Origin of the sequence: Culicoidibacter larvae (assembly GCF_005771635.1) — a bacterium.
In the GTDB taxonomy this organism is placed as follows: domain Bacteria; phylum Bacillota_I; class Bacilli_A; order Culicoidibacterales; family Culicoidibacteraceae; genus Culicoidibacter; species Culicoidibacter larvae.
This window is the reverse complement of sequence record NZ_VBWP01000001.1, coordinates 26,648-49,459: the sequence shown is the minus strand read 5'-3', so window position 1 is coordinate 49,459 and position 22,812 is coordinate 26,648. Positions and strand designations below refer to the sequence as shown.

Annotated in this window: 19 protein-coding genes; 17 read left to right on the top strand and 2 right to left on the bottom strand. The window is 40.3% G+C overall.

What is annotated here, in order from left to right; translation table 11 throughout:
• The first annotated feature begins 2 nt into the window (after positions 1–2).
• Genes atpG through atpC form a run of 3 tightly spaced genes read left to right on the top strand, consistent with a single transcriptional unit; the run spans position 3 to position 2,731 of the window.
• Positions 3–884 carry an ATP synthase F1 subunit gamma gene (atpG, locus tag FEZ08_RS00320; RefSeq protein ID WP_138189707.1) on the top strand — a complete coding sequence of 294 codons (882 nt, stop codon included), beginning with the start codon at positions 3–5 and terminating at the stop codon, positions 882–884.
• A gap of 15 nt (positions 885–899) precedes the next feature.
• Positions 900–2,303: a F0F1 ATP synthase subunit beta gene (gene atpD, locus FEZ08_RS00315; RefSeq protein WP_138189706.1), complete on the top strand. Its 1,404-nt coding sequence runs from the start codon at positions 900–902 to the stop codon at positions 2,301–2,303.
• Between the two features lie 2 nt (positions 2,304–2,305).
• Entirely contained in the window at positions 2,306–2,731 is a 426-nt protein-coding gene (gene atpC / locus FEZ08_RS00310) for an ATP synthase F1 subunit epsilon (protein WP_138189705.1), read from the top strand.
• A gap of 58 nt (positions 2,732–2,789) precedes the next feature.
• On the opposite strand, the gene FEZ08_RS00305 is transcribed toward atpC, so the two are convergent.
• Together FEZ08_RS00305 and FEZ08_RS00300 are read right to left on the bottom strand one after the other, a co-directional pair.
• Positions 2,790–3,797 carry an ArsR/SmtB family transcription factor gene (locus FEZ08_RS00305; protein ID WP_138189704.1) on the bottom strand — a complete coding sequence of 336 codons (1,008 nt, stop codon included), beginning with the start codon at positions 3,795–3,797 and terminating at the stop codon, positions 2,790–2,792.
• A gap of 12 nt (positions 3,798–3,809) precedes the next feature.
• The gene (locus FEZ08_RS00300) at positions 3,810–5,063 is read right to left on the bottom strand and encodes an MFS transporter (protein ID WP_138189703.1); all 1,254 of its coding nucleotides are present in this window, start codon (positions 5,061–5,063) and stop codon (positions 3,810–3,812) included.
• Positions 5,064–5,236: 173 nt separating this feature from the next.
• On the opposite strand from FEZ08_RS00300, the gene FEZ08_RS00295 reads away from it, so the two are divergent.
• The 14 genes from FEZ08_RS00295 (at position 5,237) to FEZ08_RS00230 (ending at position 22,752) form a co-directional block, all read left to right on the top strand.
• Complete coding sequence (locus FEZ08_RS00295; protein ID WP_138189702.1) at positions 5,237–6,139, top strand: ROK family protein; 903 nt, start codon at positions 5,237–5,239, stop codon at positions 6,137–6,139.
• A gap of 50 nt (positions 6,140–6,189) precedes the next feature.
• Entirely contained in the window at positions 6,190–6,417 is a 228-nt protein-coding gene (locus FEZ08_RS00290; protein WP_138189701.1) for a hypothetical protein, read from the top strand.
• Positions 6,418–6,581: 164 nt separating this feature from the next.
• Positions 6,582–7,553 carry a beta propeller repeat protein gene (locus FEZ08_RS00285; protein ID WP_138189700.1) on the top strand — a complete coding sequence of 324 codons (972 nt, stop codon included), beginning with the start codon at positions 6,582–6,584 and terminating at the stop codon, positions 7,551–7,553.
• Positions 7,554–7,618: 65 nt separating this feature from the next.
• Positions 7,619–8,608 (top strand): hypothetical protein, encoded by a 990-nt coding sequence (locus tag FEZ08_RS00280; protein ID WP_138189699.1) that lies wholly within the window; start codon positions 7,619–7,621, stop codon positions 8,606–8,608.
• Positions 8,609–8,719: 111 nt separating this feature from the next.
• The gene (locus FEZ08_RS00275) at positions 8,720–9,691 is read left to right on the top strand and encodes a Gfo/Idh/MocA family protein (RefSeq protein WP_138189698.1); all 972 of its coding nucleotides are present in this window, start codon (positions 8,720–8,722) and stop codon (positions 9,689–9,691) included.
• Positions 9,692–10,378, top strand: coding sequence for a M48 family metallopeptidase (locus FEZ08_RS00270; protein WP_138189697.1), 687 nt, complete (start codon positions 9,692–9,694; stop codon positions 10,376–10,378).
• A 53-nt stretch (positions 10,379–10,431) separates the two neighbouring features.
• Positions 10,432–10,872, top strand: a complete 441-nt coding sequence (locus FEZ08_RS00265; protein ID WP_138189696.1) for a hypothetical protein — start codon at positions 10,432–10,434, stop codon at positions 10,870–10,872.
• A gap of 72 nt (positions 10,873–10,944) precedes the next feature.
• Positions 10,945–11,937, top strand: a complete 993-nt coding sequence (locus FEZ08_RS00260; RefSeq protein WP_138189695.1) for an LLM class flavin-dependent oxidoreductase — start codon at positions 10,945–10,947, stop codon at positions 11,935–11,937.
• A 151-nt stretch (positions 11,938–12,088) separates the two neighbouring features.
• Complete coding sequence (locus FEZ08_RS00255; protein ID WP_138189694.1) at positions 12,089–15,496, top strand: PD-(D/E)XK nuclease family protein; 3,408 nt, start codon at positions 12,089–12,091, stop codon at positions 15,494–15,496.
• Complete coding sequence (gene addA / locus FEZ08_RS00250) at positions 15,474–19,070, top strand: helicase-exonuclease AddAB subunit AddA (RefSeq protein WP_138189693.1); 3,597 nt, start codon at positions 15,474–15,476, stop codon at positions 19,068–19,070. Before FEZ08_RS00255 ends, addA begins: the two co-directional genes overlap by 23 nt.
• 54 nt (positions 19,071–19,124) lie before the next feature.
• Positions 19,125–19,694: a CDP-diacylglycerol--glycerol-3-phosphate 3-phosphatidyltransferase gene (gene pgsA / locus FEZ08_RS00245; protein WP_138189692.1), complete on the top strand. Its 570-nt coding sequence runs from the start codon at positions 19,125–19,127 to the stop codon at positions 19,692–19,694.
• 10 nt (positions 19,695–19,704) lie between these two features.
• Entirely contained in the window at positions 19,705–20,835 is a 1,131-nt protein-coding gene (locus tag FEZ08_RS00240) for an MGDG synthase family glycosyltransferase (protein WP_171014851.1), read from the top strand.
• 88 nt (positions 20,836–20,923) lie between these two features.
• Positions 20,924–21,733 carry a RecX family transcriptional regulator gene (locus FEZ08_RS00235; RefSeq protein ID WP_171014850.1) on the top strand — a complete coding sequence of 270 codons (810 nt, stop codon included), beginning with the start codon at positions 20,924–20,926 and terminating at the stop codon, positions 21,731–21,733.
• Entirely contained in the window at positions 21,730–22,752 is a 1,023-nt protein-coding gene (locus FEZ08_RS00230; protein WP_171014849.1) for a glycosyltransferase, read from the top strand. The genes FEZ08_RS00235 and FEZ08_RS00230 overlap by 4 nt, the downstream gene beginning before the upstream one ends.
• Positions 22,753–22,812 lie beyond the last annotated feature (60 nt).

Genomic DNA, 22,812 nt, shown 5'->3' with positions numbered 1-22,812 from the left:
TTATGGGTAATAATATTAACCTGATTAAAAAACGGCTGGTTACCACAAAATCAACCCAAAAAATTACCAGTGCCATGTATCTGGTTTCATTAGCTAAATTGCAAAAGTATCAGAAGCGAATTAGTGTTCTGAAAACTTATGAAGATTTAGCCTTTGAACATATTGGAATGGCGCTGGCAGCGGCGCAAAAAAATGCGTTTCTGGATATTAAATATATTCGCCCGGTTGAAGACATCAAAAAAGTAGCCTATATTGCTTTTAGTTCAAACTTTGGACTCTGTGGTGGCTATAATATTAACATGTTATCAACTTTACGTAATTATATTGGTGAACGACCAAATGAATCATATGATATATACATGATTGGTAAAACCGGCGAAGAGAAAGCCGAATATTTTGGGCTGACAATTAAAAAGGCTTTATCATCAGGAAATGACGTATTGCGTTATTCGGAGTTGCGTGAAGCGATTACCAAACCGGTTATTGATTCATTTAATGCTGGTGACTATGATGCGATTCGGGTGGTTTATACACAATATATAAATCCCCTTAAGCAAGAGGTAAAAGTTGACCAACTTCTACCTTTGCATGAACTTCCGTCTTTGGAAAATTCAGACCACTTCAGTGTAGATATGATTTTTGAACCAAGTCCGGAGGCAGTGTTAGATTATTTGATTCCCAAAAATATTAAAAGTTATACATATATTTGTTATCTTGAATCACAAACCAGTGAAGAGGCTAGTCGCCGGATGGCAATGGAAAATGCAAATACCAATGCTGATAAATTAATTGATGAATTAAATTTACGGTTCAATCGCGAACGCCAGGCAAGTATCACCCAAGAGATGTCAGAAATTATTGGCGGAAGCGAAAGTCTAGGATAGGAGGCACAAACAATAATGGAAAAAGGTAAAGTTGTACAGATTATAGGACCAGTTATCGACGTTTGGTTTGAAAACGGTCATTTACCGACAATCAAACATGCAGTTGAAGTACAAGTGGATGCTGATAATACTTTAATTGCTGAGGTTGCCCAACATATTGGTGATGGCGTGGTACGCTGTATCGCCATGGGAGCAACTGAAGGGTTGGCACGGGGAACCGTGGCTACTGACTTAGGTGCACCTATCTCAGTTCCTGTTGGTGATGTAACATTAGGACGGATGTTCAATGTGCTTGGCCAACCAATTGATGGTAAGGAAGATGTTCCGGCTGATACGAAACGCCGGGCCATTCACCAACCGGCTCCGGAATTCTTTGAACTGAATATGGATGAAGAAATTTTGGAAACCGGAATTAAAGTTATTGATTTAATTTGTCCGTATTCAAAAGGTGGTAAAACCGGTTTGTTCGGTGGTGCCGGAGTTGGGAAGACGGTATTAATTCAAGAGTTGATTAATAATGTTGCCAAACACCATGGTGGCCTTTCAGTGTTTGCCGGGGTCGGTGAACGGACTCGTGAAGGGAACGACCTTTATTATGAAATGAAAGAAAGTGGCGTTCTTGCTAAGACCGCACTTGTCTTCGGTCAAATGAATGAGCCTCCGGGGGCGCGTTTTCGGGTTGCATTAAGCGGATTGTCAATGGCTGAATACTTCCGTGATGAAGAACATCAGGACGTATTATTGTTTATTGATAATATTTATCGACTTACGCAAGCTGGTTCTGAGGTTTCGGCACTTTTGGGGCGGATTCCTTCAGCGGTTGGATACCAACCGACATTAGCGAATGAGATGGGTGATTTGCAAGAGCGGATTACTTCAACGAAAAAAGGTTCAATTACCTCAGTTCAAGCGGTATATGTACCGGCCGATGATATTACTGACCCTGCACCGGCAACAACATTTAACCACTTGGATGCAACTACGGTACTTGATCGTGGTATTGCTGCTTTAGGTATTTATCCGGCAGTTGATCCGCTTGGATCAAGTTCACGGATGTTGGATCCACAAATTGTGGGTGAAGAACATTATCATGTGTCTCAAGAAGTACAACAAATCTTACAACGTTATAAAGAGTTGATGGATATTATTGCTATCTTGGGTATTGATGAGTTGAGCGAAGATGACAAAGTTGTCGTTAACCGCGCACGTCGTATTCGTAACTTCTTATCGCAATCATTTACTGTTGCTGAGCAGTTTACCGGAAAACCGGGACAATATGTACCGGTCAGTGATACAATTCGCAGCTTTAAAGAAATTCTTGAAGGTAAACATGATGATTTACCGGAACAAGCGTTCCTATTTGTTGGAACAATTGAAGATGCAGTTGAAAAAGCAAAAACATTGCAGGGAGATGCGTAATTATGGCGGACAAGAGTTTACATTTGCAAATTATTGCGCTTGATCGTATTCTCTATGATGGTCAGATTACCAAACTTACGATTAATTCAACTGGCGGAGAATTAACGATATTGCCAAACCATATGCCGATTGTGGCAGTTATTGAGCCGGCTCCGATTTATGTACATGAGGAGGACGGCAACGAACGGATAGTTGTTATTCATGGTGGATATTTCAACTTGTTCGACAATGACTTATTAGTTGTGGCCGATGATGCAATCTTTGCTGAGGAGATTGACCGCGCTCGGGAAGAGGAAGCGGTTAAGGAAGCTGAACATGATATTAATGAGACACGCGGCGATAATTTGCAGCTGGCTCGTGCCAAGGTACGTTTACAGCGTTCGTTAATGAATTTGCAGGTGGCAGATTCTTTGTCAAAGCTGAAGTAATCAAGCCTGGCAGTAATTATAAATTAAAAACCGCAGTTGTTCATCAACTGCGGTTTTTTTATGCTTTTATTTGTTCTTGTAATGATTCTACGATTGCGTTCATCAGTTCAGTATTGAGTTCATAGTAGATGCGTTTGTTTGCGCTGGGGAGAATGAAGACCATACCGCTGCCGACAAGTTCATTGATGTGGTAGGAAATGGTTGCCGGAGTAAGCTGCAGTAGGTCAGCAAGCTCTTTGCCATATTTAGCGCCGGATTTGAGATGCATGATAATCGCCAGTTTGCTGGAATCACCAAAGAATTTCAGGTATTTTGCCAGTTCGTCAAGGGTAAAGTCACTGTGGAAACTAAATTCGGAAGTAAAGATAAGTCCGATAAAGAGGTTTCCGCAAACAAGTGATATTTTATGATAACCGATAATTGATGGGTAGAAATTTATGGGTTCGGTTTTGGTGCTAGATAAATCAAGATGCAGCGTTTCTTTAATAGTATCTAAAACAATATTGTCATCACCAAGGCTCTCCCATGAATGCAAATGTGTAGTTGCAGCGGGTTGGTACTTACTAATTGCCTCAGCGACCGTTGGTTTTAGTTCATCAAGAAAACTGATAAATTTTTCGCTAAGCATAGTGATGTTGTTATGAGTATCAGTAATTTTCCACTTTATTTCATCGGCAATTTCAGAATGGTGTAAGACATCAAAAAATACTTCAGGAGTTATTGCGCCACTTGGCTCTTCTCCATTCAGTACTTCATAGATGTGCATACGAAAGAGTGCATCTTTATTCTCATTTTTTTGATCTATGTAGTTAATGAAAAAGAGAATGTCGGCAATTGTCTCATAATTTTTAATCTCAATGAATAAGTTTTGTATTAGGGTATTTTTAACCAGAATAGCTTTTAATTGGTTGCCAAGTTCTAATATAGTTTGCTCAATTTCTTGACTAAGAACGCTCATATCTTGAGTATAGTTGGAAGGTGAACTTCGTTTTTCAGCTAAATAAAACTTAGTTAAGAATTGCACGGTTTCATATTCTAAATGAGGTTGATGATACTGAAGCTTCATATATTTACTCCTTTAGTTTAATGATTTCACTTTTTTCGATATATTTAGTATACCATACATCAAAATTGAAATGACTGAAAAGATGACAAAAATAGCTAAGAGTGAGATTTGAGCACTGAAAAATGAAATGAAGAATGAAGTGATGGGAATCATTGCTGTTGCTCCGGCATTAAGGATAGCGTTTGAGCGTGAAATATAGGCAGGATCAATGTGACGCATAAACAGAATGCCGAGGCACGAGGAAGCGAGCGAGGCGCTGATGCCGATGAGCAAGAAGCCAATAGTGATAATGGTAATGCCACTTGTCAGCGGGAAGATTTGCAGACCAACAATTGCCAGCAGCAAGTAGAAGATGAAACTAACTAGTGCGATAGTCAGCAGTTGGGCGCGATGGGAAATATATTTGCTGATTTTGGTATAGAGGAGGCCACCGCCGATCATGCCGATTGAACAGGCCATATTGAAGATAGCTAAGATATCGGCACTGTCGTTGAGATACTGAGCAATATATGCAACTGAGAGTGAGTTCATTGGTACTAACAGCATATTTACTAATGCAGCTATAACACAAAATACAAGCAGGTATTTTGACTTAAAGGCATAACTCATACCTTGCTTAAGTAAAGTAAGGTATGAATTCTCAGTTTTCTCCCGAAGCACATGGGATTCTTTATAGCGGATAGCAAGTTTTATCAATGCAGAAATAAAGAAAGTGGCGGCATCAATAATTATTGCGATGACCGGGCCAAGCTGGCTGATGATGACTCCGGCGAGTGCAGTTCCCAGCAATTGAGCGATATTAGTGACTGTATAATTGAGGCTGACACCAACTTCGTAGTACTTTTTATCAAGCACAGCTGTGCTCAGTCCCATTGCTGCCGGCATACCAAGAGCCTCGACACTGGATATGAGGATTGTAGTAACGATAAGGTGAACCGGATTTAACGAGCCTAAGAAGTAAAGCAGAGCAATAAATGCTACCAATAATCCGCGAATAATATCAACGATGATAACGATATATTTCTTATTGAAACGCTCGGAGAGAACGCCTAAGAACGGTTGTAATAAAACCGTTGGCAACATGTTCATTCCGAACATAATTGCAGAAAGTGCAGCACTGCCACTGATTTGATACATAATCCAGGCAAAGGTAATGATATCCAAAGAGTCACCGAAGCGATTGACAATATTTGAGATAATCAGCATAGTATAATCGCGCTGATTTTTTATAAGATCACACTTTGTAGGCGCAGCAGATTCATTCATATAAAACAACTCCTAATATTATTGTTAGATAAATCTTAACATTAATATATAACTTTGTCAAACATATATGTTAGATAAAGTTCAATGTTATATAAAAGTAAAAATAGAGTATACGCTTCATCGTAGAAAAATGGTATACTGATACTGTAAGAATTTCAGAAAGAGGTTTTAGTATGGCAGAAAATTATATTGTTTTTGATATTGGTGGGACGAGTATTAAATACGCATTGATGAATGATAAAGCAGAATTTTTAATGAAAGACAGTTTTGTAACTCGCCGCGAAGATGCACAATTGGTTTTAAAGGATGTTGCTGATACGGTTAATAAATACAAAGATGAGTATCAGCTAAAGGGTATTGCCATGAGTATTCCAGGAAGTATTAATGTTGAAACCGGCTATGTAGGATTTATGAGTGCAATTAAAGGGCTTACTAACATTAATGTAAAAGAGTACATGTTAGAGCATACTGGTTTAGAAGCGGAGATGGATAATGATGCTAACTGTGCGACAATGGCGGAGCAATGGCAAGGCGGTGGCCGCGGAATTGCTGATTTCTGTTGTTTTACAATTGGTACCGGTATTGGTGGCGGTATGGTTATTAATCATCGAATTCATCGCGGACATAAATATATGGCGGGTGAATTTGGGGTAATGCTCACTCAAGGTATTGGACGCGAACCGTTCGGTGCTAACTGGTGGAGCGCTCTTGGTGCGACAAGTATGTTGGTGAAACGGGCAAGTGAAGCAAGTGGTGAAGAGCTTGATGGAGAGGAGATTTTCCGTCGTGCACAAAGCGGAGATGCAATTTGCGCGAAAGAGGTCAATGATTTTTATATGGCTAACGCAATCGGAATTTTTGATTTAGTTTATAGTATTAATCCTGAGAAAATATTGATTGGCGGCGGTGTCAGTGCTCAAGGGGATGCATTGATAAAAGGTATTGAGGACAAGCTTCGTGAAATTTATCCTGATGTGTTGGATTTAGTAACAATTGAGACTTGTCAGTTGAAAAATGATGCTGGTATGATTGGTGCGTTATTTAACTACTTGCAACGACATGGTTTAGTTGCGTAGCGTATTGGTAAATGATACAATAAATAATGAAATAGAAAGGACTGAATGATATGATTTTAACTTCAGTAGTACGAGAAAAAGATGATATTGAAACTGAATTGAACAAAAAACTTGTTGAACTTCATAAACTTGATTGCGATGTTCGTGATGTGAAGATATCAACAGACCAAAATAACAAAGTGGTTGCTTTGATCACTTATAATTTTGAAGGACATTCAAACGGAACATTTGATATGATTATGGCGGATATTGATAAAGCTATTAATGGTATTGTTTAAAAAATGATAAAAACGCAGGGGTTGCTTAATGAGCAAGTCCTGCGTTTTTTATTTACCCATGAAACGGGAACAATAAAATACGTTTTTTCACAGATATTTTTTCAGTTTTTCAATAGTATGATGGATTTATGCAGGGGGATTTTATAAGGGAGTGTGTAACAGTTATGAAAAACCAGTTGGCAATGGAGAATGTTGAGGCTGCTTTTAAAGGGCATATTATTTTGGATTGTGCAATTCGCAGTGAAGATTTGGTATATCTTATGATACGTCCAGATGTGACTTATGAGGAAGCTATGGATTTGGAAGATTATCAAATTCCAACAAGAGTTGTGGTATTGAAGGATAATGGTGCTGGTCCGCTTGGAGTAGGTGCACGTGAATATCAAAATTTCACGCGGCCGTTGCTTGGAGTTTCGCAAAAGCCAGTGAGTCAGGCACTGTTGGTTTCACAAGATTCTGATGGTACAGTTGCTCCGCTTGGAGGCGGTCAGGAGTGGGACGCTGAGGATATTGCTACTAAGGGTTATCCTCAGTGCAAACATTTGCAATGTATTGATGGCTATACTTGGGCAGTTGGTATTGAACGTGGCGTTTATAAGCGACTTGATATCGATAAATGGCAACCGGTGAATGCTGGATTTGAAGCGCATGCCAAAGATAAATCAACGAAAAAGGGCTTTGCTGATATTGCCGGCTTTTCTGAGCAAGAGATTTATGCAGTCGGCGGTAAAGGTGATATCTGGAAGTACGATGGTGTGAGTTGGCATAAGTGCGAGTTTCCAAGCACGGATGAGCTATACACGGTTTGTTGTGGAAAAGATGGTTTTGTTTATGTTGGCTCACGTAATTTTCTTTGGCGTGGTCGCGATAATCAATGGGAGCAATTAGTTCGATTTGAGTTGCCAGTAAGAATGAAAGATTTATGCTGGTTTGATAATAAGCTTTGGCTGGCATACGATTATTCGCTGCAGATGTGGGATGGTGAGCAATTACATCAAGAAATTATTCATAAGGGCAAGAAATTAAGTTTATGTTCGCCGATTGATGCTTCTGATGATATGCTGCTTGCGGCTGGGAGTCATGAGGTTTGGACGTTTGATGGTCAGGATTGGTATAATATTGTACCGAAATTTTAAATGAGCGGTCGCAGACCGACCGCTCATTTTCTACCTTAATAAAAAATGCGATTGGAGTTAGAGTGATGATTAAGAAGCAAGTAAGTCCGGAAGATCTTGTTGATTTGACTAAGGATAAGATTTTTCTGGGGTGTGCAATTAGGGATGCGGATGCGGTGTATTTTATTGCCCGTCCGGATACTAGTTATGACGAGACACTTGAGGTGGATAGGCAGCTGCCTACATATGTTTTCGGAATTGTAAACAGTAATGCCGATTATTTAACATTTGGTTATGTTGAAGTGGATAACTTTGAGCGGCCAATAATGGGCGTTTCAACTTTGCCGAAAGCAAATGTGTTGTTATTTTCTCATGATGTTGATGGGACCGTGTTACCTTTAGGCGGCGGTCAACAAACATGGCCATCGGAGATGTTGCATGAAGAGGGGTTGCCAAGCTGCAAGCGAATACGTCGGATTGATGATTACGCTTGGGCGGCTTGTGGACGGCGCATGGTGTATCAACGTACGGAAATGGGGACATGGGTAAATGTTCGTGAGGGATTTGCTCCGGATATGAGCCGATTCGGTGAGTTGAATAATTCTGATTGTGGCTTCGAAGATATTGATGGTTTTAGTGCTCAGGATGTGTATGCTGCCGGTGGTAAGGGTGATGTGTGGCATTATGATGGTGCGGCATGGAATGACTGTGAATTTTCTACTGATGATTATATTTATGCAGTATGCTGTGCAGCTGATGGTTATGTGTATATTGGTGCCCGCAGTGCTTTGTGGCGTGGTAAGAGCAAGCGATGGGAAAAGCTTTGTGATTTGCCACAGCGCGAGGAGATTAATGACATGCGTTGGTTTGCCGGTAAATTGTGGATTGCCTACGATTACACATTACATATGTGGGATGGTGAACGACTGCATACTCAAATAAGCTACAAAGGTGAGTGCTTGCCATTAAGCGGGTCAGTTGATGCTGTTGATGATATGTTGGTGGTTGCCGGTTCTTATCAGGTTTGGACTTTTGATGGAACAGATTGGTATAATGTTGTGCCAAAATTTAATTGACGGGAAAATTTTTCGGTTGCGGGCGGTTTGCGCCCGTAACCGATTTTTTTGTATATGGTTTTGCTTAGAAAGCTGTTATAATATAAGGTAATTTAGGAAGAGGTGTTGTGTATGAAGAAGGTTCGGTTTGGAATTATTGGTTCCGGTGTGATTGCTCATGCTTTTGCGCGTGATGCTTTGAATATTTCTTTAGTAGAATTGGTGGCAGTTACTTCGCGGACGTTGGAAAATGCGACCAAGTTTGCTAATGAGTTTTTAATTCCTAAGGTGTATGAGAGTGCCGAAGATATGTTGCAGGATGACGATATTGATGCAGTTTATATTGCAACATTCCATCCAACTCATTCAAGTTATTCAATTGAAGCGCTGGCGGCGGGGAAGCATGTTCTTTGTGAAAAGCCGGCAGCATTGAGTGAGTTGCAACTGCAAAATGTTGTTAATACTGCTAAAAGCAATGGGAAGTTGTTTATGGAGGCTTTGACGGTTGGGTTTAATCCTATTTATCGCGAAGCTAAGTTACTTATTGAAGACGGAGTTATTGGCGAAGTTCAGGCGGTACATTCTTTTGATGGTAAGATTAGTACGAAGGCACATAAGCATCGACCGGACCAAGCTGGTGGTGCATTAATGGATATGGGCATTTATAATGCGTTTTTAGTATCGGACCTTTGTGGTCGGCCACAATCGGTTTGGGCTGAAAAGCGAATGAATGTTTGGAATGTTGATGGTGCGGTTACATTTGGCACAAATCATGATGACAGTATTCAAACAGTTTCTTATTGTACTATGGATTCACAGACATTAAATCAAGCTATTATAATGGGCAGCGAAGGTTCAATTATTTTGCATAAGCCATGGACAGCAGCGAAGGCATTTACATTAATTGATCGTGATGGTGTTGAGAAGGTGTACGAGGTTGAAGATGATTTATGGCTTGGACATGAGATAAAAGCATTTGCGGAAACGATTTTAAGTGGTGCGCTTGAAAATGATATTATGCCATATGAGAAGTCACTAAATATGATTCGCTTGCTTGATCAGGTGCGGGCAATTACTGATATTACTTTTACTGGGGTTGAATAGATGGTTGATTATCAACTTGAACGCAAGGCGGTCCGGCAATTAACGATTCGGGTTGATGAACATGGGGTTCATGTGAAGGCCCCATTGTTTATGTCAATGAAGCGGATTGAGGATTTTATTAATCAAAAAGAAGCTTGGATTGTAAAAAAACAGGCGCTTTTTGGGGCGATGAAGCGATTGGTAATCAGCGATGGCGCACCGCTTGAATACATGGGACAGATTTATACTATTCAAATACATTATCTTGAACGCGGACGTACTAAGGTGGTACTTGATGGTGATGTCGCTCATATTTGGTCAGTCGAGCGTGAGCGGGATAAGTTGCGGTTGCAGGTGATTGCTTGGTACCGCAAAGAGGCGCGACGGGTTTTCACGGAGCGGCTCCAAATTTGTCATCAAAAACTTGCGGCGTTGAATATTCCTAATCCGGAATTACATATTAGATTGATGAAAACTCGTTTTGGCGTGTGTAATCCCGGGCGCGCGAAGGTGACGTTGAATTTGGCTTTGATTTTGCATCGCCAGATTTTGCTTGACTATGTGATTGTCCATGAGTTGTTGCATTTTATTTATGCTGATCATTCTAAGAATTATTATGATTTGTTTAGTCAATGGATGCCAAACTGGAAGATGTATCGTAAAGAATTGCAGGACAGTCATTATCAGTATAAAAGTTATTTGGAATAGCTATCGGTTTATGTGGGTTTGTTTTATTATAATTCCATAATTGGAGGATTTTTATGTACGAGAAATCAAATGGGGCAATAATGAGAATAGTATTTATGCAAGCTTTCGCAGGCTTTGGTATAGCAATAGTACTTTGGGTTATTATGTCTGTATACTTGAAGGTACTTTCAGACGAAAATATAGTTTTGTATATTATGGCGGTACCAGTTATATTGATTTATCTTGGTTATGCTTACATAACTAAATTTGGGAAGATGCAATATCAACATGGAATATTGACAATTACGCCGGTTATTGGTGAAGTGCGTCAATTTAGCAAAATAGATTATGATTTTGATGTTATGACACGTGAATTTAGGTTGAGGAGAATGCCTATTGCTTCGGGATTGGTTATTGTTGTTCGCAGAAGAAGTAGCGGTGAGACTCAAAAATTTAAGCTGTATGGGTATAATGAAGATACAATAGATATTATTATTGCCGATTTAGAAAATTGAAAAATATTGAAAAGACTGCTTAGACAGTCTTTTTCTGTAGCTATGGTATAATTGAGGAAAGGTGGTAATAGTATGAAACAAAATATTCCTTTGACGGTTTTGGATTTAGCTTCGGTTCGTGAGGGATTTGGTGAAGCAGATGCTTTTGCGACGAGCAAGGCTCTGATTCAATTGGCTGAGGAGCAGGGTTATTTTCGATATTGGGTTGCTGAACATCATGGCATGGCAGGAGTTGCGAGTTCGGCAACTTCAGTGTTACTTGCTTATTTAGGGGCGGCGACAAGTCGAATCCGGCTTGGCGCCGGCGGAATTATGTTGCCTAACCATGCGCCGCTTGTTGTAGCTGAACAGTTTGGTACATTGGCGACATTGTTTCCAGAGCGAGTTGATTTAGGACTTGGGCGTGCGCCGGGGACAGATATGAAGACGGCGCGAGCATTGCGGCGCGATTTGCAGAGTAATGTGGATAAGTTTCCGTCAATGATTGCTGAGTTGCAACAGTACTTTTCTGATTCCGGAGTGAATGGAGTGCAAGCAGTTCCCGGGCATGGTTTGCAGGTGCCATTAATCTTACTTGGGTCAAGTACTTATAGTGCGATGTTAGCGGCGCAACTGGGCTTGCCATTTGCGTTCGCCAGTCATTTTGCCCCAGAGAACTTAGAGGATGCTTTTGATTGGTATCGTAATAATTTCGTGCCATCGAGCGTTTTGAAGGAGCCCTATACAATGGCAACTTTGAATGTGTTGGTGGCCGATGATAATGATGAGGCTGAATTTTTAAGATCTTCTTCAATTATGCGCTGGGTAAAGATGATGCGCGGTATTCCCGGGAAAATTGATGCGCCGATGAGCGGTGTGGATTTATTAATGTCGCCACTTGAAAAGGAGATGCTTGAATCACGGATGAAGTATACTTTTGTTGGCGATTCAGCTCGAGTACGTGAACAGATGGATGCCTTTGTTGAGCGCTTTGCGCCGGATGAGTTGGTGATTGCTACCGATGTATTTGAACCGGCGGCGAAGTTACGTAGTTATGAGCTGTTGGCTCAACTTTGGCAGGATTAGGTTTGTTAATTATTTCGCATTGATAAACTAGTTTTTTCATAATTCGCGTATTTAGCGAAATTTCATTTTTCGACCACCTTTTGTGGTCGTTTTTTGATTTCGTTGCGAATAGATTCTGTGATACAATAAGTAGGAAAAGGAGTTGAGTGCGGTGGCGGTTACGTTTGTGCTTGGGCGAAGTGGTTCAGGGAAAAGCAGCTTTTGTTTTGAGCAGATAGAGCAGAGAATTAAGCAGCAAGAACAGGTGCTTTATTTGGTGCCGGAACAGATGTCGTTTCAAACCGAGTATGAATTGATTCGCCGTACTAACGGGGTGCTTTTTGATACCCAGGTTTTGGGCTTTAAGCGTTTGGCGATTCGGATTTTGCAGGAAACCGGCGGCTTGTCTAAAGAGTTGATTGATAAACAGGGATTACGTTTATTGGTTAGAAAATTTTTATATGAGTACCAAAGTGAGTTGCGGGTATTTACTAAGGAGCGAGTGTCTTTAGGTTTGATTGATGAGATTATTGCTTTTATTCAAGAGAGTAGTAACGCGGTGATTGATTTGCATACTATTGCTGAGTTGCCGTTAAATAATCAGTTGTTGGCTGATAAGCTATTTGATTTGGCATTTCTTGCTGATAAGGTGCGCGAATTTTTAGGTGATCAATATATTTTGGATGCAGATTATTATTCATTGCTGGCAAGTCATATTGAGCAGTCTGAATGGGTAAGACAAACCCATATTTATATTGATGGGTTCCACAGTTTAAATGAACAGGAACATATTATTGTTGACCAATTAATGCGCTGTGCGGCTACGGTGACGCTGGTGTTGACGGTGAGTGAGGAAGCGGCAACACCGACTGGTTTGTTTGCTATGACCGACAAGACTTATGCGCGATTTCTCCGCGGTATTCAAGAATATAAAATTGAGTCTTCAGTTATAAGAATGGGTGAGCCTGGCCTGGCGCGATTTAAAGCGGCGCCTGATTTGGCGGCTTTGGAGCAGTATTTAAGTTTAGGGTTGCGTCAAGATTTAATCGGTGATGCAGTAAAGATTACTCCGTTTGTGGATCGCCGTGACGAGTTGCAGGGAGTTGCTCAACAGATTCGTACTTTAGTGCAGAGCGGGGTTCGTTATGGACAAATTGCGGTGTATGTTCCGCAAAAGGGTTTGTATGCTGATTTATTGCGTTCAACTTTTACTGAATATGGGATTCCATATTTTCTTGATGTTAAGGAGAGTATGTTATATCATCCGTTTTTAGAGTTTATTCATGCTGCGATTGCTTTGGTTAAGAGTAAGTGGTCGACGGTCGAATTGTTGCGAATTTTAAAAACTGGATTTTTAGATGTGAGCGATGATGATGTTGCCCGCTTAGAAGTTTATTGTCAGTTATATGGTAAGACTGGGAAGCGTGACTGGCAGAGTGAGCAGCCATGGCTTTGGCATGAGACCAGAAATGGTTTTATTGGTGAGGTCGATGAGGAAAAAAGCTTATGGGTTGAAAATCTGCGCGGGCAGATTGTCCAACCGCTAATTGCGTTTGAGGCTGTTTTTGCGGAAGCGAAAACAATTCGGCAGGCATTACAAGAACTGTTTATATGGTTGAAGGGGTGCGGTGTTGCTGAGCGCCTTGAAGCGATGGCGGCAAGTAGCCAGGACTTAGTTTTAGCAAGAAGACACCAAGCTGTTTGGCAGCAGTTTGTGCAGCTATTGGATGATTATGTGCAAGTTGCAGGTAATGATGAATTGGCAATGGATGCCTTTTTAGCGATGTTTGAAACCGGAATTGAATCTTTGCAATTTGCTATTATTCCCCCAAGTTTTGACCAGGTATTAGTAGGTGATTTTGAACGTTCTCGTTTCCAGATGGCAAGCAGTGCCGGAAGTGGAGCATATAGTTTTGGAATTCAGTATGCATTTGTGCTCGGTGTAAATGAAGGTGATGTGCCACAAATCCAAACTGATTCAGGGATTATTCATAATAAGGAGCGGCTGCAACTTCAAGAGTTTGCGGTTGATTTACCGACGCTGGATTCTGGGTTGCGGGCGCAACAGTTTGCGTTGTACACAGTTTTATGCAGTGCATCCAAAGGACTTTCGATTAGTTATTTGCTTGCTGATGGTGTGAATGGCGAAACTGAAAAACAACCGTCATACATTATTCAGTCATTGAAATATTTGGGAGTTGCAGAGCAGCCAGTCAGCGGTAACATAAGATTTGGTAAAACTGTTGTTGCCGCGATTCCGGAGTTTGTGCGCAGTTTGAAGCTGTATCAGCAAACCGGGACAATGAGTTTGATTAATCAGACAATCTATAATTATTTATTGAAACAAAATCCGGCTTTGTTGGAAAAAATGCAGGATAGTGTCTTTTTTGCTAATCAGACAGTTGCCCTGAATAATGAATTATTAGAAGCACGTTTTGGTACAACGTTAAACGGTAGTGTAAGTAGTATTGAGAGTTTTTATAATTGTCCGTTTCAATACTATTCGCGGCAAGTGTTACAATTGGCTGAGCCAATTACAGCACAGGTACAAGCGAATATTTATGGGTTGTTATTTCATCAATGTATTGAATATGTGAGTGGCATATTACTTGCTAATAATCGGCGTTTTGCCGAACTTGGTGATGCCGAGATTATGGATTATGTGCAAACATATTTAGAAAAACATGCCCCGTTGGCGCAATATGGCATTTTTATGCAGTCAGCACGAGCACAATATTTTATAAAAAAAGTGCGTGAGACTTTGAATCAAACAATTCAGATGTTGGCATTTCAAGATGAACATTCTAAGTTTAAGCAACAATTCAGTGAAGTGCGTTTTGGTGGCACATATGGTAAGTTACCTGCACAAGTATATCCGATTGATGACCGCCATCTCATGCAGATTAATGGTGTTATTGACCGTGTTGACCAGCTGGTGGAAGATGGTCAACAGTACTGGCGAATTATTGATTATAAGTCGAGCGGACATACTTTTTCTTTTGCTGATATGTATTATGGATTGAATCTGCAAATGCCTACATATATGGATGTTTTATTGCAGAATTATCCTGATAGCAAGAATGCAGGAATGTTATACTTTGGTATTGATCAAAGTATCAAATCTATCGACGGAGCACCGCCGATGGATTTGATTAAGAGTAGTTATACCATGAATGGTTTTATTGTTGATAATCCCGAACTTGCTATGGCAATGGATGATCAGCTGACTGCCAGTGCGAAGTCGTTAATTGTGCCGGCAAAGCTGAAGAGTGATGGTCATTTTGATCAAAATGGTAGTCGGATTATGAATGAAGATGATTTTACTACTTTAATTGATTTTACCAGAATGAAGTACAAGGAGAGCGGGCGCGCGATTTGGGATGGTGTTACCACAATTGAACCGGTTCAAGAAGTGAGTAAAGATGTTCCGAAGGCGTGTACATATTGTAAATTCCGTAGTGTTTGTCAATATGACCGCTATTTGAACCAGCCGAAGGTTGTTCATAATAAGAGCAAGCAAGAGGCGTTATCACAGATGGAAATGGAGGTGCAGGCAAATGATGGCAAAACCAGTGAATAGTCAGTGGACTGATGATCAGTGGCGCGCGATTGCAGCGCGCAACAAACAGGTTTTAGTTGCAGCCGCGGCAGGATCCGGGAAAACAGCGGTGCTGGTTGAGCGGATTATCCGGCGAATTATTGATGAGCAGTTGGATATTAGTCAGTTGCTTGTGTTGACGTTTACTAATGCAGCAGCAAGTCAGATGAAGGCGCGGGTTCGGAGCGCGCTGGAGGACTTAGACAAACAGGACGCTTTTGTGGCGGAGCAATTGATGTTGTTAGAATCGGCTGATATTTCAACGTTTCATGCTTTTTGTTTGACAATTATCCGGCAACAGTATTATTTGTTGAGTATTGACCCGAATTTTAGAATTGGTGATGATGTTGAGCTGCAGTTGTTAAGTGATGAGGCGATGAGTGAGACTTTGGAGCAAGCATATGCGGATGCAAGTGAGGACTTTCTTTCGTTTGTAGACCATTATACTTCGACGCGTAATGATGATCAGTTAGCAGATTTTATTATGATGGTTTATCGTTTGGTCCAAGCTCAGGCAGATGGCTTAGATTGGTTGGATACGGTTTATCAGCGTGTGTTACTGATGAGTGAACAAGCAATTGATGAGCAATTGCTTGTTCACCAGGCTAAATCGTATATCTATGAAAGCGCTCGTTCGATTGCGGACAGTTTTTTCGAGTTGAGTCAGTCACCAGGAATTCCCGAGGGCTATCAAGCTTTTTTCTTCAAACATTATGAGCAAGCATCGTTAATCACGGCTCAAAAGGATTGGGAAGATATTCGGCTTCAGTTGGTAAGTTATGATTGGGGGCGAATGCCACGGGTTTCGGCGGATGATAAGAGTCTTGAGCAGGAGCAGGCGAAGGATCGATTTGCTGAGCTGAAGAAGACGATGAATCATTTGCGTGATGATTATGGAGTTTTTACTGCTGAGTTACATGAGCGGCAGAGTAAGGCGGTGTTGCCGCATTTGCATCAGTTGATTGAATTGGTGAAGCAATATGATGCACAATTTAAACAGCGAAAAGCGGAACGAATTTTATTGGATTTTAATGATATTGAACACTACACGTTGCGTTTGCTGCGTGAGTTTCCTGATGTACGAGCATTGTATCAACAACGGTTTAAGGAGATTTTGGTTGATGAGTATCAGGATACTAATGGTGTGCAGGAGGCAATTATTCAGATGATGCTCGGCAGTGAGACGAGTTTATTTTTGGTTGGCGATATGAAGCAGTCTATTTATAAGTTTCGTATGGCTGACCCGAGTTTGTTTCAAGCTAAGTATGAGCGTTTTGGGGTTGATGATGCAAGTGAGAACTTGCGTATTGATTTGAACTATAATTTCCGAAGTCGCAGTGAAGTTTTGGATACGGCTAACTTTTTATGTAAGCAACTATTTGGCAGTCAATTTGATGGTATTGTCTATGATGATGCAGCTCAGTTGTATCTCGGTAATAAGCAATATCCGGAAGCAAGCATGGATACCGAGTTGCTGTTTATTGATATGCAGGGTGATGATGAGGATGAAGAGAGCTTAGCGATAAGCTCGAAGGATAAGACCCAGGCGCAAGTGATTGGTGCTAAGGTTGAGCAGTTGCTGACAAGTGGTTTTGAAGTGTTTGATAAGCGGACAAAAGCAATGCGGCCGGTAACGCCGAAAGACATTGTCGTGCTAACCCGTTCACGTGGAGCCTTGGTTGGTCAGCTTGAGGCGGAATTGCGGCGTTTGGAAATTCCGGCGTACTCGGAAACTTTAGGTGGTTATTTTAACTCAACGGAAGTACGTAATATGCTGTCGCTGTTACAAGTTATTGATAACCCTTATCAGGATATTGCCTTTGTTGGATTATTGCGCTCACCAATTTTTGGGCTTGATGAAAATGAGTTATTAACGATTAAAGTGCGAAGTGAGCATGGAACAATGTACGAGCGGGCAAGTGAATACTTGCAGCAGTTTTCGGAAATGCCGCTTGCGATAAAGCTAACAGACATTCTTGCTAAAATTCGTTCGTGGCAACAATCAGTGCGTCTTCAACCACTATCTGACTTCATTAATCAATTATATACTGAGACTCAATACTACCAATTTGTTGGCGGGTTACCGAATGGTAAGTTGCGTCAGGCAAATTTAGACATCTTGTTAAATCGGGCGAAAAGTTTTGAACAGTCCGGATATCGCGGTCTGTTCAAGTTTAATAAACTTATTGGCAGATTGCAGGAGATGAACAAGGATTTAAATAATGCCCGTACCGTTACTGATAATGAAGATGTTGTGCGGATTATGACAATCCATGCTTCAAAAGGTCTAGAGTTTCCAGTAGTTATTTTCGCTGATTTGCAGAAGCAAATGAACATTAGTGATTTACGTGGTGATTGTTTTGTCCATCAGGATTTGGGTATTGCTTTGTCATATGTGAATCTTGATGAACGTTATAAAATGACGACTTTAGCGCAGCAAGTAATTAAAGATATGAAGCGAACTGAATTAATTGCCGAAGAGTTACGGGTGTTTTATGTAGCATTAACTCGTGCTCAGGAAAAAGTAATTATGACGATGACTTTGGATAATGTTGCTGAGCATAAGTATTTACAACGAATGATTATTCCAGAATGGAATTTGCCATTTCACCTTGTGCGTGAGAGTCGACGATATAGTGACTGGATTTTACGTGCGGTTGCGCGACATAATAGTTTTGCGATTTTTGCCGGTAATCCGATTCAGGTTGAAGAGTGGAGTCAATATGGCGTTAAGTTACAATATCAAGTTATTAATGCCAAAGAGGCTTTACGTGAGCAGCTTATTGCTGGGGCTAAATTGAAATCGCGCACAGAATTTCCTAGCAGTGGGTTTAATGAAGGGCATGTTGCTGAAGTACTGAATTCGTTTGATTTTACTTACCCATTTATTGAACAAACGGAACATTATGCTAAGCAGTCAGTATCGGAAATCAAACGTATGGCGCAAGCGGTGTACTTAGGTGAACAGACTGAACAATTACATGGAGCAAGTATTCAATTTGCTGAACCTGGTTTCATTAGCGAGCGAGGTTTGGCTGATCCTCGGGTAAGAGGGATTTATTATCATAATGTTTTGCAGCATATTGATTTTAGCAGAGACTGGAATGCAGAAAATTTTGCGAATTTTCTGTCGGATTTAGCCAAAGAACAAAAGATTAGCGAACAGGCAGTTGCTACTGTTCAATATGAGCAGTTGGAAACTTTATTTCACTCGGAGGTGAGTGACTGGATGCGTCGTGCGTCCCGGGTTCGTAAGGAGTTGCCGTTTAGTTTGCTGGTTGAGGCTAAGGAAGTTTACCCTGATTGGCAAGGGGCCAGCGTGCCGGTTTTAGTCCAGGGGATTATGGACGTTGTACTTGAGTTACCGGAGCGGATTATTTTAGTTGATTATAAGACTGATATGGTTGGCGAGAATACTAATGAAGCGCAGTTACTGGCGCGTTATAAAATCCAGCTGGCTTTATATATGAGAGCTTTGAAGCAAGCTTATCCCGGCCGTGATGTTGCCGGTTACCTGTACTTTATTGAGAGTAACCAGTTGATATCTGCTCTTTAGCAGATAGAGAATTTGTGATATAATAAGCCACAGTAGTGTTAAGGAGAATAAAAAATGTTTAGTTTACCAACCAAAATTACTATTGCCCGAATTATTTTTATCCCTTTTGTATTAATCTTTTGGGCGGTTCCGATTGTTGAACCGATTTTATGGGGGATTAGTTTGGGGCAGCTGATTAGTGCAATCTTATTTGTTATTTTAACAATTACTGATTTTGTTGATGGTTATATTGCTCGAAAATATAACATGATTACAGAATTTGGTAAGTTCCTTGATCCAATTGCTGATAAAGTTTTGGTGTTTAGTGCATATTTCTTGCTGATTCAAGATGGGAGCATGATTTATATTCCGGCGTTGATTATGTTGACGCGTGAATTTATTGTTGCTTCATTACGAATGATTGCCGCAAGTAAGGGAACAGTTATTGCCGCTGATATGTTTGGTAAGCTTAAAACAGTTTCTCAATTTATTAGTTTATTTGTCTACTTATTCGGAATTCAGAATATTAGTCCAGCGATGAATGTTGTCGCGCTGGTATTACTTTGGATTTCAGTGTTATTGACAGTATTGTCAGGTGTTAATTACGTTAAAAATAGTTGGTCAGTTTTGGCAGAAGAAAATTAGGGGTGTTAATTTGACGAAACCAAGAATATTAATTGCAACAGCGCCGTTTGGAAATGGTCATCTTCAAGCTGCAAATACTTTAAAAGCAGCGTTTGAGGCAAATGGCTGTGAGGTTATGTGTTACGATTCAGCTACGGAATTGCATCCGTATATTACTCGGATGACACAAGATGGGTATAAACAAATGTATCGTACATGGCTGCATTCAATTTATAAAATGAGTTATAATTTTGTGGGAACGCCACCGATTTTGCCGATTTCACGGTTTGTTTTACGAACCGGGCGATTAAAGCCGGCGATGTCTCAGATTAAGGCATTCAATGCCGATGCGGTTATCGGTACTTTTCCGGTTCCTGATTTTTTTAACTTGGCGAAAACACAGATGATTAATATACCGGTGTATATGCTGATTACCGATTATACAGCACATCCACTTTGGTTTGATAGTCATGTTAAGCGTTATTTTATTGCTGATGAACGCATTAAACAAATGGTGCCTAAAAGATTAGCAGGACAGAACTTGGAATTTGAAGTGACCGGAATTCCGGTGCGACCACAGTTTGAGGAAACACCAGATGTAGAGCAAGTTTATGCTCAATATGGAATGAATCCCGAACATAAGCATATTCTGTTTATGGCTGGGGCAAATAATGTGATGCCTAACTTTGGTCCTTGCTTGGAAACAGTTTTAGAAAATGAAGGTATTGATATTATATTTATTGCCGGACGTAATAAGAGTCTGCAGGATAAAATTGATGTTATTGCAAATAAATATCCCGGTCGAGTAGTTTCGCTTGGATATGTTGATAATGTCTCTGATATCTATCATGCGGTTGATGTGGTTATTACTAAACCTGGTGGTATTACCGTGAGTGAGCTAGCAATGACTAAAACACCAGCAATTTTTATTCGACCTTTGCCAGGACAGGAAGGCGATAATGCTGAGTTTTTTACTAAGCGTGGTGCAACTAAAACTGTGAAGACTGCTTTGGCTGCATCAGCTGCCGCGGTAAAGCTCGTCTCTGATCCCGATAAACTTATAAAAATGCAGAAGGCCTATGATAGTCTTCGACATCCCCATGCGTCAGAAGCAATTGTAAAGAGTGTATTAAATGATATTAAGAATGAGAAAAGCAAGTAATTTTAAGGAACTTGCTTTTTCTGTATCTAGTTTTTAACGATTGTATGTAGTAAACTTAAAGATGAAGTATAGAAAGAGGTTATATCAGATGGCAAAAATTTGTAAAATTCACACAAAAGATAATCTTTGGTATACCGTTGAAGTGCAATATGATGACGGCAGCGAAGAGAGTTTGCTGCTTGATCAGGATGCACTGGTTAAACATGGGTTTTTATCAACCGGAGAAATTGAAGAAGCATCATTGCGTGATGCCAGCAAGCAACAAGAATATGTTCGTGCATATCAAAAAGCAGTTCGTTATTTAGGCTACAGAATGCGGGCGAAATCAGAGATGATGAAGTATTTGCTAGAGCGAGAAGTTTCAGCTCCAGTTGTTTCACAGGTATGTTCAAAGTTAGAAGAGCAAGGATACTTAAATGATGCTGCCTTTGCAAAAGCATATGTCCGAGAGCAGATTTTATTGAGTGATAAGGGACCGAAAGCACTTATTGATCATTTAAAAAAATTAAAGATTGGCACTGATTTAATTCAAGATGCTATTCTGGTTTACAGTAAAGAGGAGCAGGAAGAAAAGATTCAAAAATTGATTGGCCGCGCTTTGCGTAAGAGCAATAAAGATTCTAAGTGGAATTTCACCCAAAAGTTACAACAAAAGCTTATTCAAAAGGGTTTCTACACCGATGATGTTCGCAGTGCAATTGCTATTATCGAATGGAATTCTGATCGGCAAAATGATGCGCTGCAAAAACAGGCAGCTAAGATTATTATTTTAGTACAGAAATATGATGGTGAATTTGAGCAACGGAATCAATTCCTGAAACGGATGGCGATGAAGGGCTTTGGTTATGATGATGCGCTTGCATGGTATTCAAATTGGCTAATGGAGCAAGAAGTATGAAAAAAATATTATTTGTAATTAACAACCTATCGAAAAATGATGAGGCGACGGCCTTGCTTGCATTAACTAAGCGTTGGTCAGATGTGGCGAGCATTACCATTGCGCATTTTGGTGTAGATATTGAATATGAGTTTGATGAATCAATTGAAATTATTTCACTTCTGGATAAAGATTTGCAGCAACCATTGGTTATGGTAACGAATTATTTTAATCTGCGGCGAACATCTTTTTGGCAGGACATGTATAATCAAAAGTTGGCTGTGGCCAATTTTGATTTAGTAGTTGCCTATGGAACAATTTTGCCATTTCTTTTAATAGGCCTGGGTGCTCCTAAAAAGCTTGCTAAGCTTGCTTGGTTCCACAATGATCCGACAGCAACTCGATTTGGTTTATTTTATAACAAACGCCAGTTTATCAAAGCGTTATCACAATTCAATAATTCAATTGCTATTGCCAGCCACATTAGTCGTAAAGTGAATAAGTTATATGGTATTACATCAGAAGTAATAAATAATTACTTTGAGTGCCCGCAAAAAAATGATGAAATGATTGAACGCTCCGCAAAATATGAGTTTTTGTTTATTGGTAATTTGGAAGAACATAGCGGAATCCGTGAAGCGTTGGAATGGATTCGCCCAATAAATGCGGATAACCATTTGCATATTATCGGTGAAGGCTCACTTCGTAAGGAGTTACAAAAACAAGCTAAGTCTATGGCAGTAACCTTTTGGGGTGAACAACAAAATTTAGCTGCTTTTTATCAAAGTGTAAATGCTTTAATAATACCTGCGATTACAGCGGGAATGCCGGTGATAGCATTAGAAGCAAAATGTTATCGTTTGCCAATTTTGGTACGTAATCAAGAGTATCTTGAAGACCTGCCGCAGGATGAAATTTATCAGGTGGATTCGGCAATAAAATTAGCACAGACAATTACCAAGATGAATCCGGCCCCTGCATTCGAATGGGACAATCGTAAGATAGATGAACAATTGGCGAAATATTTCAACCAAAATTAGATAACCCAAGCAAGCGAATATGTGGTACAATTATATCGTTCCTAACAATAGAGTTTTATC

Excerpts from the sequence above, each read along its gene's own strand:
- FEZ08_RS00290 (WP_138189701.1), top strand. The coding sequence starts at position 6,190 with ATGATTTTAACTTCAGTAGTACGAGAAAAAGATGATATTGAAACTGAA.
- FEZ08_RS00235 (WP_171014850.1), top strand. The coding sequence starts at position 20,924 with ATGGCAAAAATTTGTAAAATTCACACAAAAGATAATCTTTGGTATACC.
- addA (WP_138189693.1), top strand. The coding sequence starts at position 15,474 with ATGATGGCAAAACCAGTGAATAGTCAGTGGACTGATGATCAGTGGCGC.
- atpD (WP_138189706.1), top strand. The coding sequence starts at position 900 with ATGGAAAAAGGTAAAGTTGTACAGATTATAGGACCAGTTATCGACGTT.
- FEZ08_RS00280 (WP_138189699.1), top strand. The coding sequence starts at position 7,619 with ATGATTAAGAAGCAAGTAAGTCCGGAAGATCTTGTTGATTTGACTAAG.
- FEZ08_RS00300 (WP_138189703.1), bottom strand. The coding sequence starts at position 5,063 with ATGAATGAATCTGCTGCGCCTACAAAGTGTGATCTTATAAAAAATCAG.
- FEZ08_RS00275 (WP_138189698.1), top strand. The coding sequence starts at position 8,720 with ATGAAGAAGGTTCGGTTTGGAATTATTGGTTCCGGTGTGATTGCTCAT.
- FEZ08_RS00270 (WP_138189697.1), top strand. The coding sequence starts at position 9,692 with ATGGTTGATTATCAACTTGAACGCAAGGCGGTCCGGCAATTAACGATT.
- atpC (WP_138189705.1), top strand. The coding sequence starts at position 2,306 with ATGGCGGACAAGAGTTTACATTTGCAAATTATTGCGCTTGATCGTATT.
- FEZ08_RS00265 (WP_138189696.1), top strand. The coding sequence starts at position 10,432 with ATGTACGAGAAATCAAATGGGGCAATAATGAGAATAGTATTTATGCAA.
- FEZ08_RS00260 (WP_138189695.1), top strand. The coding sequence starts at position 10,945 with ATGAAACAAAATATTCCTTTGACGGTTTTGGATTTAGCTTCGGTTCGT.
- FEZ08_RS00285 (WP_138189700.1), top strand. The coding sequence starts at position 6,582 with ATGAAAAACCAGTTGGCAATGGAGAATGTTGAGGCTGCTTTTAAAGGG.
- atpG (WP_138189707.1), top strand. The coding sequence starts at position 3 with ATGGGTAATAATATTAACCTGATTAAAAAACGGCTGGTTACCACAAAA.
- FEZ08_RS00305 (WP_138189704.1), bottom strand. The coding sequence starts at position 3,797 with ATGAAGCTTCAGTATCATCAACCTCATTTAGAATATGAAACCGTGCAA.
- pgsA (WP_138189692.1), top strand. The coding sequence starts at position 19,125 with ATGTTTAGTTTACCAACCAAAATTACTATTGCCCGAATTATTTTTATC.
- FEZ08_RS00230 (WP_171014849.1), top strand. The coding sequence starts at position 21,730 with ATGAAAAAAATATTATTTGTAATTAACAACCTATCGAAAAATGATGAG.
- FEZ08_RS00295 (WP_138189702.1), top strand. The coding sequence starts at position 5,237 with ATGGCAGAAAATTATATTGTTTTTGATATTGGTGGGACGAGTATTAAA.